This window comes from Acrocarpospora sp. B8E8, from assembly GCF_039871605.1.
GTDB classification, from domain to species: domain Bacteria; phylum Actinomycetota; class Actinomycetes; order Streptosporangiales; family Streptosporangiaceae; genus Acrocarpospora; species Acrocarpospora macrocephala.
The window spans coordinates 70,438-86,137 of record NZ_JBDPLV010000008.1 but is presented as its reverse complement, the minus strand read 5'-3'; the positions used below and the strand labels follow the sequence as shown (position 1 = coordinate 86,137).

Sequence of the window (15,700 nt, the reverse complement as noted above, 5' to 3'; positions counted from 1 at the left end):
TTCAGTGGGTAGAGGCAAGTTCTCTAGAGAACTTTGCGCAAGGACTTGAAAGTTTGCAGAAACTCCCGATGTCGGCGCTTCCCTAACCCGATACAGCCGCGCCCGCCGTCCCGCGGATCAGTGCCAGCGATATCTTGGTCCTCGTTCCAGTCATGCCCCCAGCGCGGCGGGTCGATCGGATGCGTACATGGATGAATCGCAGGGTGGTCTGAGCTACGGGATCGGCGCAGTGGCGCGGCGACTCGGTGTGCCCGCGCCCACCCTGCGCACCTGGAATCTCCGCTATGGAATCGGTCCGAGTTCGCGAAGTCCGGGGGGGCATCGGCGTTATGGGGCGCTTGATCTGACCCGGCTGGAGGAGATGAACCGGCTGATCAAGGCGGGGGCGCCGCCGGCGGAGGCCGCGCAGGCGGCGCTTCGGATCCGCTCGGTTCCAGACAAGGCCCAGGAGGACCGGGGCGCGCCGGTGGATCGGCGGGACGTCGGTAGGCCGGTCAGTGAGGGCGCGCGGCCGGCGGTCGATCGCCGGGAGCGCTCGGTTGAGCAGGAGGCTGGGCGGCTTGCGCGGGCCGCGATGGCGTTGGACAGCTGGTCGGTGGCGGACGCGCTGGAGTCCGGGCTGGGGAGGTTTGGGGTCACCGAGACGTGGGATCGGCTGGTTCTGCCCGCGTTCGCGGTGATCAGCAGGCGGCAGGCGGCCACGGGGGTGGGGGTCGATGTCGAGCATGTGTTCTCCGAGCGGCTCATGGCCGCGTTCACCGCGTTGATCGGGCGGCCGGCGCGGCCGATCAATCCCCGGCCGGTCATGCTGGCCTGTGCCGAGGATGAGCAGCACAGTCTGCCGGTGTTCGCGCTGGCCGCCGCCCTAGCGTCGGAGCATTCGGTGGAGGTGCGGGTACTGGGGGCGCGTACGCCGTTCTCGGCGCTGGGGGACGCGATGCGGCGGCTGAATCCTGCAGTGGTCTTTGTCTGGTCGCAGCTGGCCGAGACGGGGAATCCGGGGCCGCTGACCCGGCTGCCGGTGCTCCGGCCACCCAGCCCGATCATGACGGGTGGGCCGGGCTGGCGGGAGTTGCCGCCTGAAATAAGGCATCTGACCTCGATGAACGAGGCGATCATTCGGATTGTGGGCCTGCTGCGCTGAGCTGTCTCGCGCGGTTGCATGGTTCGTCGCGAGCAGGCATGAATAGGTTTTGAGTAAATTCTCAGCTAGGGGGTCACCATGTCGTTCATTGAGCAGGACGCGGTGACGAAGCGTTACCGGGCTCACATTTCGGCCGCCATGGATCGGGCGTCGGCGTCCGGCCGCGGGTCGCCGTGTCGAGTTTGCCTGCTCGGGGAGCCCGTCCGGTACGACGGCGGGCACAGTCAGAGTCGATTCCTCGCCAATGAACTGGATCCGTTCGTCGAGTGGGTGCATGTCTGTCCGGAGATGGAGGCCGGACTGGGCACACCTCGGGAGACGCTGCGGCTGGAGCGGGGGCGCGGAGACCCCCGGATGGCCTACGCCGAAGTGTTCCAGCGGACGTTCAGCCGGCGGGCGAGCATCCGGCGAAACGTCAACGTGCTGCAGCAATGCCTGGGCATGATTGGCAACGCGCTGGACGCCGTTCGCCGGGCCGACCTGGCGGAGGCGATCGCGGCCTATGCGCGCAGGCAGGTGCCGCTCTGCGTGCCTACGGCGATGCTGCTGCATCAGGCCTGTGGCGAAGAAGCCCAGTATGTGCGCGGCCAGACCTACTTCGCGCCGTACCCGTCAGAGCTTCGGCTGCGCGACCACGTGCACGATGGCCAGTGACAAGGGCGGCAGGTACAGGTCGGAGCCGGTCAGCGTGGTGCCCTCGTCCGAGGCGAGCAGGACGTGGCCGGGGGCTACGCGGATCGGGACCGGGAAGTGGCCGAGGTTGGCGGCGATTCGCATGGAGCCGCGTTCGATGACCAGCCAGTGGCGGTCGTCGTCGTAGCGGACGTGGACGCGTTCGAGGCGGGGGTCGGCCAGGTCGGGGTGGGATTTGCGGAGGGCGATGAGGTCGCGATACCAGCCGAGCAGGGAGGCCGCGCCGTCCTCGGCAGGCTCTGACCAGTCGAGTTTTGAGCGGAGGAAGGTAGTTTCGTCCTGCGGGTCGGGGGCTTTCCAGTCGTAGCCGAAGCTTTCGAACTCGCGGCGGCGGCGTTCGCCTTCCCCGGCGGCCAGTACGGGGTCGTAGTGGTCGGTGAAGAAGTAGAACGGCGTTTGGGCGCCCCACTCCTCGCCCATGAACAACATCGGCGTGAACGGCGAGGTCAGCAGCAGCCCGGCGGCCAGCCAGAGCTGTTCTGGGCTCATCCGGTCACCGAGCGGGCGGTTGCCGATCTGATCATGATTCTGGACGCAGCAGACGAAACGGTGCCCGGAGACGCCGGTGGCGGGGCGGCCGTGGGAGCGGCCGCGGAACGTGGAGTAGCCGCCGTCGTGGAAGTACGCCGAGGTCATCACCTTGGCGACGGCCGCCAGCGAGCCGAAGTCGCCGTAGTACGCGTGGGTTTCGCCGGTGACGGCCGAGTGCAGGGCGTGGTGCACATCGTCGTTCCAGGTCGCGTCCAGGCCGTACCGGGTGATCAGGCCGGGGTCGTTGAGGTCGGATTCGGCGATGAGGGTGAGCGGGCGGCCGAGCACGGTGGACAGGGCTTCGACCTCGTCGGCGAGTTCTTCGAGGAAGTGCACGGCGCGCTTGTCGTGCAGGGCGTGCACGGCGTCCAGGCGCAGGCCGTCGACGTGATAGTCGCGCAGCCACTGGAGCGCGTTCTCGATGAAGTAGCGGCGCACCTCGTCGGAGTGCGGCCCGTCCAGATTGACGGCGTCGCCCCAGTACGAGCCCTTGTAGCCGTGCAGGTAAGGCCCGAATTTGGAGAGGTAGTTCCCGCAAGGCCCGAGATGGTTGTAGACGACGTCGAGGATCACGCCAAGGCCCGCCTGATGGCAGGCGTCGACGAGGATCTTGAGGCCGTCGGGGCCGCCGTAGTCCTCGCGTACGGCGTAGAGGTCCACGCCGTCGTAGCCCCAGTTCCGGCGGCCGGGCACGGGCGCGACCGGCATCAACTCCACGAAGTCGACACCCAGATCGACCAGGTGCCCCAGCTTGTCGATGACCGCCTCGAAGGTTCCCTCCGGCGTGTACGCCCCGACGTGCATTTCGTAAATAACCGAACCGCGTAGATGACGGCCCCGCCAGTCCTGGTCGCCCCAGGTGAATCTGGCGTGCTCGTAGACCCGGCTCGGACCCTCCAGCCCGTACGGCTGCCGCCGGGTCCGCGGATCGGGAAACGGCCCGGAACCATCCACGTAGAAGGCGTAATCGACGCCGTGCTCATCCCCCGGTGCCCGCCACCAGCCGTTTTCCAGAGACATGTCCCGTCTGTTGCGCCCGGATTCCACTTCGACGCGTGTCGCCAGGGGCGCCCAGACTTCGTACATATCTCACCTATTTCCCATAGGACTCATCGGGTATTCCGCTCCAGGATTGCAACGGGGTAACGGGACAGCAGGTGAGCCATCGGGATCAAGCCGGTGTGCTCGACACCGGTCAGCAGGTCCAGCCAGTTGCCGGGCGGCAGGCGCAGGGTCTCGTGCGTCCAGCCGCCGCCGCGCTCCAGCCGGTACGGGAGCCTGGTCGCCACCGCCACCGCCTGATCCCCGCGCGCGAACGCGACCGCGTGCTCCCCGGTGTCGATCGGCACGTACGGCAGATCCGGCGCCAGCCTCTTCCGCAGCTTCAACGCGGTCGTGGTGACGAGGAGCTTCTGCCCGTCCCAGCTGTCCTCGCCGGTTTTCAGCAGCTCCCGCCGCCGCGCGAAGTCGACCGGACGGCGGTTGTCGGGGTCGACCAGCGAGAAGTCGGTGATCTCGTTGCCCTGGTAGACGTCGGGCACGCCGGGCATCATCAGCTGGATCACCTTCTGGCCGAGCGAGTTGACGCGCGCGTAGCGGTCCACGACGGCGGTGAAGGACGCGACCGAGTAGCCGCACAGCTCGATGGCCTGGGCCGCGAACTCCCGGACACCGGTCTCGTACCCTTGCTCCCGGTTCTGCCAAGAAATCGAGGTTTTAGCCTCACGCGCCGCTTTAAGGAGATATTTCGTGAAACGTGCGGGGCTGATGGGCCAGGCCGCCATCAGCGTCTGCCAGCCCAGATAATCAAGCGTCGGGTCGAATCGTACGGCTCCCGCCCACGACTCCACCGCCTCCGCCCACACATCCGGAATTTCCGACAAAACCGCGAGCCGGGCCCGGACATCCTCGGAGCGTTTCGTGTCATGCGTCGACAATGTCGTCATCGTCGTCGCCCGCATTTCCGTACAAAACGCATGAAACTCGGCTGCCGAAACCCCGAATCGATCAGGCTCCCCGCCCACCTCGTTGAGGCACGCCAGCGGGAACCACCGATACAGCGCGGTGTCCTCCACGCCCTTCGCCATCACCGGCCCGCACGTCTGCTGGAACCGCGTCACCGCCTCAGCGGGCCCCCGCAACACCAGCTGCGCGACCCTGGCCACCGCCGCGGGATCCGCGTGCCCCGCGGCCTCCCAGGCGGCCGACTGGATCACTCGCTTGGCCTCCTCATCCGGTTCCTCCCCCGGATTCACGTACGCCCGATAGACCGGCATCGCCGCCAGCAACTCCACCAGCGCGTCCCGCAGCCCCGGCTCCCCCAGGCACGCGGTCAGCCGATCCACCTCGCCCCGGTAGAACAGGTCCAGCACCTGCTTCTTGCCGTCGTATTTGACCCGCTCGTAGTCATCCGGCAGCCCCGTATGCCGAGTGAACGTCCGCACCAGTTTGTCCCGCGACGCGGGATCCACGAACAGCCGCGTCACCATGTTGAGCGCGTCGTACCCCGTGGTCCCGTCGCAGTCCCAGTCCGTCGGCAGCCGCTCCCCGTCCATCAGGATCTTCTCCACCCACAACGGCCCGGGCGCCCGCTCCCGCAACCGCCGCAGATAACCGCGCGGATCCGCGAGCCCGTCCGGGTGATCCACCCGCAGCCCGTCGATGACCCCGTCCGCCACCAGCGACAACACGACCTCGTGCGTCGCGTCGAAGACCGCCGGATCCTCCGCCCGCAGCCCGATCAGCGAGGACACGTCGAAGAACCGCCGATACCCCGGCGAATCCCGCCACGACACCAGCCGGTAGTGCTGTTCCACCAGCAGCTCGTGCAGCGGCAGCCCTTCGGTCCCGGCCCGGACCGGGAACTCGTGGTCGTGGTAACGCAGCACGCTCCCATCCACGACCAGTTCCGGATCGTCCCCCAGCACCGGCAGATCCACCGGCCAGGTCAGATCGAACCAGTTCGCGTACGGCGAGTCCGGCCCTTCCCGCAGCACCGACCAGAGCGGCGCGTTCTCCGACTCCGGCGTCGGCACGGTCATGTGGTTGGGCACGATGTCGACGATGATCCCCATCCCCTGCCCGGCCAGCGCGAGCAGCCCCTTCTGGCCGCCGAACTCGTCGCGGACCCGCGAGTGGTCGATCACGTCGTAGCCGTGCTGGGAATCGCGCACCGACTGCAGGATGGGCGACAGGTAAAGGTGCCCGACGCCCAGGTCGCGAAGGTAGCCCACCAGGTCGGCGAGCTCGCGGAACCCGAACTCGGGCGTCAGCTGGACCCGGTATGTGGACGTCATGGCGGCCTCTCTCACAGCACCCATACTGACCTTTCCGGACCGGCGAAAGCCAGGATCACCCCGGTTCGCGGCGCAACACCCGTACCGACCGCCCGGCCACCGGAACCCCCTCGCCCGCCCGGCACATCCGGGAATCGGTGCTGATGGGCATGGCGGTGTCCAGCTCGGTCGTCCACATCTCGCCGTAATCCTTGGGAATGGTGAACGTGATCACATCGAAGTGCGCGTTGAACAGCAGCAGGAACGAGTCATCGGTGATCCGCCGCCCCCGGCGGTCGGGCTCGGTGATCGCGTCCCCGTTGAGGAAGACGGCCAGCGCCCGGGCGTACCCGTTACTCCAGTCGCCGTCGGTCATCACCGTCCCTGACGGGGTGAACCATACGATATCGCTGAGCTGATCGTCCGACCCGCGGACCGGCCGCCCGTAGAAGAACCGCCGCCGCCGGAACACCGGGTGTTCCCGCCGCAGCTTCGCCACCCGCCGGGTGAAGTCCAGCAGTAACCAGTTCTCCTCCCAGTCCACCCAGCTGATCTCATTGTCCTGGCAGTAGGCGTTGTTGTTCCCTTGTTGCGTACGCCCGAGTTCGTCCCCATGCGACAACATCGGCACGCCCTGCGAGAGGAACAGCGTCGCCAGGAAGTTCCGCTTCTGCTGCTCCCGCAGCTGCGCCACCGGCCCGGTCGCCGGCCCTTCCACCCCACAATTCCAGGACCGGTTGTCGTTGGCGCCGTCCCGATTGTCCTCACCGTTGGCCGCGTTGTGTTTCTCGTTGTACGAAACGAGATCCTCAAGCGTGAACCCGTCATGACATGTCACAAAATTGATGGAAGCGGCTGGTCTGCGACTGTCGTCCTGATAGAGGTCGCTCGATCCGGTCAGTCGGGACGCGAATTCCGGCAGCCGTGCGGGCTCGCCCCGCCACAGATCCCGGATCGTGTCCCGGTACTGCCCGTTCCATTCCGTCCACCGTGCCGGGAAATTCCCGACTTGATATCCCCCTGGCCCCACATCCCACGGCTCCGCGATCAGTTTCACCTGCGACAGCACCGGATCCTGCTGGACCAGGTCGAAGAACGCGCTCAGCCGGTCCACCTCGTGCAGTTCCCGGGCCAGCGACGACGCCAGGTCGAAGCGGAACCCGTCCACGTGCATCTCCATGACCCAGTACCGCAACGAGTCCATAATCAACTGCAGCGCGTGCGGCGAGCGCATCAGCAGGCTGTTGCCGGTCCCCGTGGTGTCCATGTAGTGCCGCCGGTCGTCCTCGACCAGCCGGTAGTAGTTGCCGTTGTCGATCCCCCGCATGCTCAGCGTCGGCCCCAGATGGTTGCCCTCCGCCGTGTGGTTGTAGACCACGTCGAGGATGACCTCGATGTTCGCCTCGTGCAGGGCCTTGACCATGGCCTTGAACTCCAGCACCTGCCCGCCCCGCTCCCCCGAACTGGAGTAGGCGTGATGCGGCGCGAAGAACCCGATGGTGTTGTATCCCCAGTAGTTCGTCAGCCCGCGCTTCTCCAGCACGTCGTCGCTGACGAACTGGTGGATCGGCATCAGCTCGATCGCCGTCACTCCCAGGCTGGTCAGGTGATCGATGATCTCCGGATGCCCGAGCGCCGCGTAAGTCCCCCGAATCCGCTCCGGAATCCGCGGATGATTGATCGTCAGCCCCTTCACATGGGCTTCGTAGATCACCGTGTCGTGATACGGCGTGGCCGGAGGCCGATCATGCCCCCACCCGAAGAACGGATTGATCACCACCGACCGCGGCATGTACGGCGCGGAGTCCTCATCGTTCCGGCTGTCCGGTTGCCCGAAGTTGTACCCATAGACAGCCTGATCCCACTTGATCGCCCCCTCGATCGCCTTCGCGTACGGATCGAGCAGCAACTTGTGCGGATTACACCGCAACCCCTCCTCCGGCGCGTACGGCCCGTGCACCCGATACCCATACCGCTGCCCCGGCTGCACCCCCGGCAGGTAGCAGTGCCACACAAACGCCTCAACCTCGGTCAGCGGGACCCGTTCCTCCCACCCCTCCTCATCGAACAGACAGAGCTCAACCCCATCCGCAACCTCACTGAACAGCGCAAAATTCGTCCCCGCCCCGTCATACGTAGCCCCCAACGGATAGGGATCCCCCGGCCATATCTCTCGCATGCCACCCATCGTCCACGCCACCTCCAGTCCCTGCCCAGACTTCCCGTGTTAAGCCCAGATGTCCAAAAGATCATCCAGCTCCGCGCACCCTGGATGCGCAGTCAGTGACCGAGAGCGAGTCATCGGGGACGCTTCGAAGTCACAGCTTGCTATCTGTGCGAGCGGACTAGGGCACCCGAATACCTGCCCTGCCTATGCTGCACCGGGCAGGCTGCGAGCAGATCGGAGGATAATCTTTGGTTGAGCTGACTGCCTCGTCGACAGACGCACCGACGACTTCGACGCTCTCCAGGTCGCCATCCCCGCTCCTGTGGTCTCGGCATCTTTTGCCAGCCCGTTCCGGGCGCTCGGAAACGATGGCGCCTCGTACTTCGTCAAGTGTCTCGCCGGTTGCCCGCCACGAGACGCGCTCGTCAAGGTCCTTCGTGGTGTGCCGGCATCGTGGCCGGTAACGGATGAAGATCTGGAAGCGCTTGGCTGGTTCCTTGAGCATCGGGCCCCGGCCGTGGCCAAGCGTATCCGTGCTTTGATCTGAAGGGAGGGTGGAATGGGCCGTTACGTCTACTCGACCGTCTGCTGTCTCCCTGATCCGCGGACAAGCGAGTTCATGAATGTCGGTGCTGTTGTCGGCGACCCTGTCACCGGTGACTGGGCGATACGGCAGCTGAGCAATACCGACCGAGTCCGGAGGTTCGCAGGGGCGTCTGCCTTCGGGGTCGGTCACCACATCACCTTGAACGACGTAGGTGCCGCGATCGGTCTCGTACAAGGTGGGGCATTGGCCGTCGCCGGAGGTGCTACCGAGGAACCGTAGCTTCATGCTCGAACCTACCTGTATTCGAGAATGGGATGTTCTCCCGAACGTGTACGGCGAATAGCGGCAGGTCAAATGGCTACTTGCATGTATCCAAGCTCAGCGAACGGTAGGCGGACGCCAGCCGGTCCAGCGCGTACCCGCCCGGCCTGCTCGCCAGGATCGACGCCGCGCCTCCGCAAGCGCGGCCGGGTTCCAGCACCTGCCGCAGTTTCGAGATGTACGCCTGGACGGTGTTGAGCGCACCGGCGGAGGCGCCGTCCTCCCAGAGGGCGTCGATGAGGCGGGACGCGCTCACCGGGCGAGGTGCGGCCAGCAGGCAGAGCGCCAGCACCGCCCGCTGCTGGGCGGGCCCGATGTCCAGGGCGACACCGTCCGCGCCGATCACCGAGATCGGCCCAGCACCCGGAATTCCACGCCGCCGACTCTATCGGCATCAATTCAGGGCGCGTCCGAGCAGGCGGCGGGTGCGGGGCTTCGGGGTTTGGGGTGCGGTGCGAAGCCACAGTTGTACGGCCGCGCCGCCGAGAACGGAACGTTCGACCCGGACCGAACCGCCGGTGGATTCGGCCAGGCGGCGGGCGATGTCGAGGCCGAGGCCGGTGGAGCCCGCGCCGCTGTGGCCGCGTTTCAGCGCACCCTTCGGGTCGGCGATGCCGGGGCCCGCGTCGGCGACCAGGATGCCGACGATGCCGCTGCCCTGGTGCAGGGTGACCGTGAACGGGGTGCGCTGGGGGGTGTGCCGGAACACGTTGCCGAGGGTGGCGTCGATGACCGCGCTCAGTTCGGTCGCGGCCACCGGCACCAGGGCGGGGACGTCCGCCCCGACCAGCTCCCACGGGCGGCCCTGGTCCTCGGCCAGCGCCGACCAGAAGACCAGCCGCTCGCGCAGCACCTCGGCGGCGTCGCAGCGCCCGGCGACCGGGCGGGCGGGACGGCGCGCGGTCTCGATGATGGCGTCCACCTCGCGTTCGAGCCGGTCCACCTGCTCCACCGCCGGGCCGTGGTCGCCGAGTTGCAGGCGAAGGGCGGTCAGGGGCGTACGGAGGCGGTGGGACAGGTCGGCGGCCATCTCGCGCTCGGCCGCGAGCAGACCGGCCACCTGGTCGGCCATGGTGTTGAACGCCTGCCCGGCGGCGACCAGTTCGGGCGGGCCGTCGGGCTGGATCCGTACCGACAGGTCCCCGGAGCCGAGCGAGACCGCCGCGGCGCCGAGCCGCCGGGTCGCCCGCACCACGCGCGCGCCGAGCCGGTCGGCCACCACCACGGATCCGGCCACCAGGGTGATCGCGACCCCGGTCAGCACCGCCCATGACGTGGCGACGCCCCTGGTCAGATCCGACTCAGGGGCGTACACCTCGATCACCACGATCCGGCCGCGGTCCAGGGCGACCGGGCGGAGCAGGACGTAACCGCCGGTCACCCGGATCGTCCGGGAACGGGCCGAGGCGACCGCGTCGGCGGGGGCGCGGGTGCGTCCCACCGTGCCGGTCGGCAGGTGCACGGCCAGCCGACCGGCGGCCCCGGCCGGCGTGCTGGCCAAGGCCCGTTCGAGCCGTTTCGCGTCCACCGTTACCACCAGGGCGGGGACGATCGCGGTGGCCTGCCGCTCCGCCTCGGCCAGGGCCTTGGTCTCGGCGACCTCCTTGACCACGGCGGCCAGCGGGATCAGGAACGCCAGCGCCACCATCGCGGTGACGGCCACCGCGACCAGCGCCAGGCCCCGCCTCACGGGGCGCTGATGCGCACGCCGACTCCCCGAACGGTGTGCAGGTAACGCGGCTGGGAGGCACTCTCCCCGAGCTTGCGCCGCAGCCAGGACAGGTGCACGTCGATGGTCTGGTCGTCGCCGTAGGACTGCCGCCACACCTCGGCCAGCAGTTCCTTGCGCGAGACCACCGTGCCGGGCCTCGCGCACAGGTAGGCGAGCAGGTCGAACTCGCGCCGGGTCAGCTCCAGCTGGGTGCCGTCCAGGAACGCCTCCCGCCGGTCCGGATCCACGCTCAGCCCGCCCACGCGGATCGTCCTGGTGGCGGGCACCGCTCTGGCCCGGCGCAGCAGCGCCTCAAGCCGGGCGTTCAGGTGGTCGCCGGAGAACGGTTTGACCAGGTAGTCGTCGGCGCCCGCCCGGAGCAGGCGGATGATCTCGCGCTCGTCGTCGCGGGCGGTGGCCACGATGACCGGCACGTCGGAGATCGCGCGGAGCATCTTGAGCGCTTCCGCGCCGTCCAGGTCGGGCAGGCCGAGGTCGAGGATGACCACGTCGGGCGGGTAGTGGGCGATGTCGCGGAGCGCGTCGAGAGCCCTTCCCGCGCTGCGTACCGCGTGGCTGCGCCCGACCAGATCCCGGATGATCGCTGAACGGACGAACTCGTCGTCCTCCACCACCAGAACGGTCGCCATGGCCCGATACGCTACGGCACATCTAGGTCATAATTCGTACTTATGCACCTGCCAAGGGCAATCGGGTACACCCTCGCCTGGTCCGGCGCGACCGCCCTCGCGGTCACTGTGGCCTGGCTGGGCGTCGGCCAGGTGCTCCACACCACCGTCCTCGGCGAGGAACCCCTGGCACCGCTCCTGGTGGCCGCCCCGCCGACCGGCGTCTCCGGCGTGTCCCGGCCGCTCTCACCGCCGCCCTCCATCCCGGTTTCGGACAAATCCACACCACGGCCGTCGAAGTCCCCGACGCGCCGTCCGACCGCCACTCCCCAGCCGGTACGGCCCACCAAAGCGGCCCCCGAAACGACCCAGCCCCGCCCGAGGACCACGCAAACCACCCCCACCCCCACCGCCCCGGGGGAGGTGCTGCACACGTTCACCCTGAAGGGCGGGCGGGCGACGATCGCCGTGCGGGAACAGGACTGCCGGATGGTATCGGCCACGCCCGCCGACGGCTACGAGCTGAAGGTGTGGGAGGAATCCCACTGGCTGCGGATCACGTTCCTGCAGGGCACCAAGGAATCCTCGGCTTTCTGCACGTGGAACGCCCTGCCCCCACGCCTGGACACCTACGAAAACTGACCGGTCACTTCTTCAGCCGGGACAGGTACTTCTTCATTTCCTTGAGTTCGGCCTCCTGGGTGACCAGGATTCCCCCGGCCAGGGCCTTGGCGTCGCCGTGTGCGCCCTGCTCCTGCTCGCTCGTGGCCAGAGCCAGCGCGCCCTCGTGGTGGTCGATCATCAGCGTGATGAACATCCGGTCGAAAGCGGTGCCCGAGGCGGCGGCGAGCTCGGTCATCTTGGCCTGGGTGACGCCGCCGGGGAGCTTCTGGTCGCGCGGCAGCGGCTGCTCCCCCCAGTTGTCCAGCAAACCCTTGAGCACACGGATCTCGGGCTCCCGCTGGCTCCGGACTCGCCCGGCCAGATCCCTGACCCACAGGTCGTGCGCCCGCGTGCCCGCCAGCTGGGTCAGGTCGAGAGTCTGCAGGTGGTGCGGGATCATCGAGGCCGCGAACGTGACGTCGGCGTCGTTGTAGCCCTTCTCCGGGGTCGGCACCGCCGACGGTTCAGAGCTGGAGCCGGCCTCCGGTGACGTGTTCGGCACGAGGGAGGGCGACGGCGACGGAGACGCCACGGCCGAGGACGTCTCGGCGCTGGCCGAAGGGCTGGCGGGCGCCGCCTCGGGGGTCTCCTGACTGCACGCGGTGAGCACGGCCATCGTCGCCAGAAGGGGTACGGCGATCCGCCTGAAGGTCGTCATGACGCTGGACCTTACCGAAACCTGGATAAGTCCGAGCTCAGACGGATTAGCTGGGCGATATGTCCCTACGCCCTCCGGGAGCTCCCACGAGAACGAGGTTTCGTCATCGTGGGAGCCCGAGAACCACTCGCTAAGAACTTCCCGTTCGGCCGATTACCACGACGGGGCCGTTGCCTTTGGGGTCGAAGATGACGCCGAGGAAGGTGCCGTCTTGGGTGGTGAAGTCGACGGCGAAGGTTTCGCCTACGGGGCGTTCGGTGACGCGCCAGTCGGGGCCCATGCGTTCGCGTACCGCGCCGAAGACGATGTCGGAAATGTCGGGTAGGGCGCTGTGGACGTGGACGACGTAGCTGTGCCGGACCGAGGTCGGTGCGGTGCTGTCGTCCCCGGGTTCCCAGTAAGGGTCACACTCCTCGACCTCGTCCAGTTGCACCTCGGCTTGGCCGCCGAGTTGCTTGACCACCTCGTCCACCAGTCGGCGAAGCAGGTCACCGTCCACGGGCTACCTCCATCCTCAGGTTCGGCAGGTTCGGGTTGAGCCGCTTCGCCCGGGCCAGGCTACGGGCCGCGTCCGCGTTCCGGCCCAGCGCGCGCTCGATCTTGGACCGGTGGAAGGCGGCCAGCGCGGTGTCGTCGCGGGCGTGGGCCATGGCCTCCCGGCTCCGCCCGGCCCGGTGCAGCGCCCAAGCGTAGGCGTCGGCCACCTCGCCGGTCGGCCGCCGGGCGAACTCCCTGGCCAGGTGGGTCACGGCCGCCGCCGGGTCACCGTGGTCGGCCTCGAACCGCCCGGCGGTCAGATCGCCGGCCACCCCGCCGGCGGCGGACAGCTTGAGCGCGCCCCGCAGGACCCGGAACTGCGTCTCGGCCTCGGTTTTCCGGCCGAGGGACTGGAGCAGCTCGCCGTACTCGATGAGGGTCTGCGGCTCGGGGTTGCGGGCGACCGCGGTGGCGTACGCGCGTACGGCCTCCTGGTTGCGGCCGATCGAGGCCAGCGCGCGGGCGCGCCCGGCGAGCGCGGCCGGGTAGCCGGGCCAGGCGGCCAGCGCCTGCTCGTAGGCGCGCAGCGAGGGCCGGCCGGTCTGCCAGGCCAGCTCGCCCCGGCGGCAGTGAATGTCGGCGATGTCGGCGGACCCGGCCGCGGCGTCCAGGGCCAGCTTGAGCGCGTGCGCGGCGCGCGGAAACTCTTTCTTGATCCGGAAGAGGTGCGCGGCCCGGGTGTAGGAGGCCATGCCCGGCTTGGCGTCCAGCATAGTCTGCAGCGAGGTCTGGGCCTTGGCCAGGTCGCCGAGCTGGACGTAGGCGTCGGAGAGCAGGCCGTGGGCGAGCGGGTTGGCCGGGTTGGCGGCGGCGGCCTTGATCGCCCAGTCCCGGGACCCGGCGAACTCGTGCCTGGCCCCGGTCAGCGCGGCCATCCCGACCAGGGCGGTGTCGTTGCCGCCCGGCCGCAGGCGGAGCGACTCGCGCAGCGCGCCCTCCGCTTTCGGGTAGTAGGCCGGATTCGCGGTGAGCCGGGCCTGCTCGACGTAGCCGAGGCCGAGTTCGGCCCAGACCGTGGCGTCCTGCGGCGCCTGCTTGAGATAGCGCTGGTCGGCCGCGATCCGCCCGGCCAGATCGAAGGCGAACGCGCGGACGGGGGGCGGGCCCGGTTCCCGGTCGGCTCCGGAGAACAGGACCAGGGCGACGGCCACGAGCGAGGCCGCCGCCAGCAACGGAAGCGCGGCGCATTTCATCGCCGCGTCCGGTTGACCGCGCGGCGGACGTCGGGCGTCGCCTCGTACGGGAAGCTGTCGGTGATCCGCTTGGCGGGACCGGTCATCGGGCTCAGCCAGGTCGGCAGCAGCGTGCCCCGGCCCGCGGGTTCGCCCATCGCCATCCGGATGAACGCCACCGTCACGTTGTCGGTGAGCCGCCGCCCGTTCGGCCAGCCCTGCGGGTCACCGCCGATCAGCCCGTACTGGTTGGGTTTCGGGGTGACCGGGGTCATCATGTTCAGCCGGGTCATCTCAGCGGGGACGATCTTGGTCCGGTCGGCGTCCCGGTTCAGCACATGCGAGGTCAGATCCATCTTGATCGGCCCGGTGGACTTGGCGATGCCGGTGAGGAACACCTGCTCCAGATCGATCCGCGGCTCCTTCGGCGGCAGCGCGAGCAACCCGGGCGCGAGCAGCTTGGACGCATACGGATGATGCACCGCCTTGATCATCGCCGGCCACTTGTGATCGGTCTGCGGCGACGAGGCGTTGTGATAGGCGTCCCGCAACAGATGCGGCATCAGGCTGTCCCCGAACATGGAAAGCCCCTGCCGGGACACCTGCCGATAGGGCTTCGCCGCCTTGTCCAGCAGGTTGAGCGAGCGCCGCGACGAGGTCGCCCAGATCCCCACCACCGGATTGCGCTGCACGTCCCCGCCCAGCGCCAGCTCCGCCTTCGGCACCTGGATCGCGATCGAGTGCACGTTGAACGGCGTGAAGAAGTCGAACGGCGGCGCGACCGGCATCCCCACCCTGATCAGCGCGATGGCCCGGAAGTCGAAGGAAAAGGGGTCCTTGACCTGCCCCGAGAAGGTCTGCCCGCCACCGGGCAGCGGCACGATCGCCCGCTTCCACTTCTCCGCGAACTTCGGCTCGATGCCGTACGGCCCGACGGGCGCGTTCTCCAGCAGCACCTTCGGCCGCTGCCCGGGACGAATGACTTCCAACCGGTAGGTCTGGGGAAACAACGTCTTGCACCGCACGTTCCCCGCGCACGGCTTCGCCGCCCGCCCGGCATACGGATCAGTGGCCTCCGGCGTGTACGGATACACCCCCGGCGGCTGCTCCCAACTCCCGGCACCCCCGGTATACGCGCTCAAATTGTCCCCACCCTGCGGCAGCGGCTTCCCGAAGTCCGGATAGACACTGCTCGGCTTGGCCTTCGGATCGCCCGACCCGTCGCCGTTGCGATACCACCGGTAGGTCAGCTCCGGCTTGCCGTCCCCAGTGCTGTCGAAGTGCAGGTCATAGAAGCCCTGGGTGGCGAAGCGATACCAGGGCAGCGGCGCGATCGGCAGTTCGAAGGGCACGTAGTTCCAGATCACCGTGACCGTGTCGGGGCGGTCGGGGCTGGTGAACGCGTACAGGTCGGTCACGTCCATCTGCGGGTCGAGAATCTGGGTCGGGGCGTCGACATGGTTGGACGCCAGACCGGGGGCCGTGCCGGGACCCGCCAGGAAGCCCGCGGCGAGCATCGAGCCCCCGACTCCCACGACCGCTATCCGCTTCGAGGCCTGAATCATGATTTTCCTCATCGAGATATGCCAGGTTTCCAGTATCACGATGTGTAATGATTTCGATTACACAGAGCGATCAGTGGTGATCGTCCC

13 protein-coding genes are annotated in these 15,700 nt (G+C 68.3%); 3 read left to right on the top strand and 10 right to left on the bottom strand.

What is annotated here, in order from left to right; all coding sequences use genetic code 11:
• The first annotated feature begins 187 nt into the window (after positions 1 to 187).
• On the top strand, positions 188 to 1,144 hold the full coding sequence (locus ABGB08_RS09875; protein WP_347588632.1) for a MerR family transcriptional regulator: 957 nt from the start codon (positions 188 to 190) through the stop codon (positions 1,142 to 1,144).
• 78 nt (positions 1,145 to 1,222) lie between these two features.
• On the top strand, positions 1,223 to 1,798 hold the full coding sequence (locus tag ABGB08_RS09870) for a DUF523 and DUF1722 domain-containing protein (RefSeq protein WP_347588630.1): 576 nt from the start codon (positions 1,223 to 1,225) through the stop codon (positions 1,796 to 1,798).
• On the opposite strand, the gene treZ is transcribed toward ABGB08_RS09870, so the two are convergent.
• The 6 genes from treZ to ABGB08_RS09840 all read right to left on the bottom strand — a co-directional run bounded on the left by treZ (position 1,757) and on the right by ABGB08_RS09840 (position 11,039).
• Positions 1,757 to 3,454, bottom strand: coding sequence for a malto-oligosyltrehalose trehalohydrolase (gene treZ / locus ABGB08_RS09865; protein WP_347588628.1), 1,698 nt, complete (start codon positions 3,452 to 3,454; stop codon positions 1,757 to 1,759). The two genes, ABGB08_RS09870 and treZ, sit on opposite strands and share 42 nt — an antisense overlap.
• Positions 3,455 to 3,477: 23 nt before the next feature.
• Positions 3,478 to 5,664, bottom strand: coding sequence for a malto-oligosyltrehalose synthase (treY, locus tag ABGB08_RS09860; protein ID WP_347588626.1), 2,187 nt, complete (start codon positions 5,662 to 5,664; stop codon positions 3,478 to 3,480).
• Between the two features lie 55 nt (positions 5,665 to 5,719).
• Positions 5,720 to 7,822 carry a glycogen debranching protein GlgX gene (gene glgX, locus ABGB08_RS09855; RefSeq protein ID WP_347588624.1) on the bottom strand — a complete coding sequence of 701 codons (2,103 nt, stop codon included), beginning with the start codon at positions 7,820 to 7,822 and terminating at the stop codon, positions 5,720 to 5,722.
• A gap of 893 nt (positions 7,823 to 8,715) precedes the next feature.
• Positions 8,716 to 9,024 (bottom strand): helix-turn-helix domain-containing protein, encoded by a 309-nt coding sequence (locus tag ABGB08_RS09850; protein WP_347588622.1) that lies wholly within the window; start codon positions 9,022 to 9,024, stop codon positions 8,716 to 8,718.
• A 48-nt stretch (positions 9,025 to 9,072) separates the two neighbouring features.
• A complete protein-coding gene (locus tag ABGB08_RS09845) occupies positions 9,073 to 10,368 on the bottom strand; it encodes an ATP-binding protein (RefSeq protein ID WP_347588620.1) in 1,296 nt (431 codons plus the stop codon).
• Complete coding sequence (locus tag ABGB08_RS09840) at positions 10,365 to 11,039, bottom strand: response regulator transcription factor (RefSeq protein WP_347588618.1); 675 nt, start codon at positions 11,037 to 11,039, stop codon at positions 10,365 to 10,367. Before ABGB08_RS09840 ends, ABGB08_RS09845 begins: the two co-directional genes overlap by 4 nt.
• A gap of 42 nt (positions 11,040 to 11,081) precedes the next feature.
• Between ABGB08_RS09840 and ABGB08_RS09835 the strand changes: the two genes are divergently transcribed.
• Positions 11,082 to 11,660, top strand: coding sequence for a hypothetical protein (locus tag ABGB08_RS09835; protein ID WP_347588616.1), 579 nt, complete (start codon positions 11,082 to 11,084; stop codon positions 11,658 to 11,660).
• Positions 11,661 to 11,664: 4 nt separating this feature from the next.
• On the opposite strand, the gene ABGB08_RS09830 is transcribed toward ABGB08_RS09835, so the two are convergent.
• The 4 genes from ABGB08_RS09830 to ABGB08_RS09815 all read right to left on the bottom strand — a co-directional run bounded on the left by ABGB08_RS09830 (position 11,665) and on the right by ABGB08_RS09815 (position 15,613).
• The gene (locus tag ABGB08_RS09830; RefSeq protein WP_347588614.1) at positions 11,665 to 12,339 is read right to left on the bottom strand and encodes a DUF305 domain-containing protein; all 675 of its coding nucleotides are present in this window, start codon (positions 12,337 to 12,339) and stop codon (positions 11,665 to 11,667) included.
• Positions 12,340 to 12,469: 130 nt separating this feature from the next.
• Positions 12,470 to 12,838, bottom strand: coding sequence for a hypothetical protein (locus ABGB08_RS09825; RefSeq protein ID WP_347588612.1), 369 nt, complete (start codon positions 12,836 to 12,838; stop codon positions 12,470 to 12,472).
• Positions 12,828 to 14,069 (bottom strand): tetratricopeptide repeat protein, encoded by a 1,242-nt coding sequence (locus ABGB08_RS09820; RefSeq protein WP_347588610.1) that lies wholly within the window; start codon positions 14,067 to 14,069, stop codon positions 12,828 to 12,830. Before ABGB08_RS09820 ends, ABGB08_RS09825 begins: the two co-directional genes overlap by 11 nt.
• Entirely contained in the window at positions 14,066 to 15,613 is a 1,548-nt protein-coding gene (locus ABGB08_RS09815; RefSeq protein ID WP_347588608.1) for a DUF4331 domain-containing protein, read from the bottom strand. The genes ABGB08_RS09820 and ABGB08_RS09815 overlap by 4 nt, the downstream gene beginning before the upstream one ends.
• Positions 15,614 to 15,700: the final 87 nt, after the last annotated feature.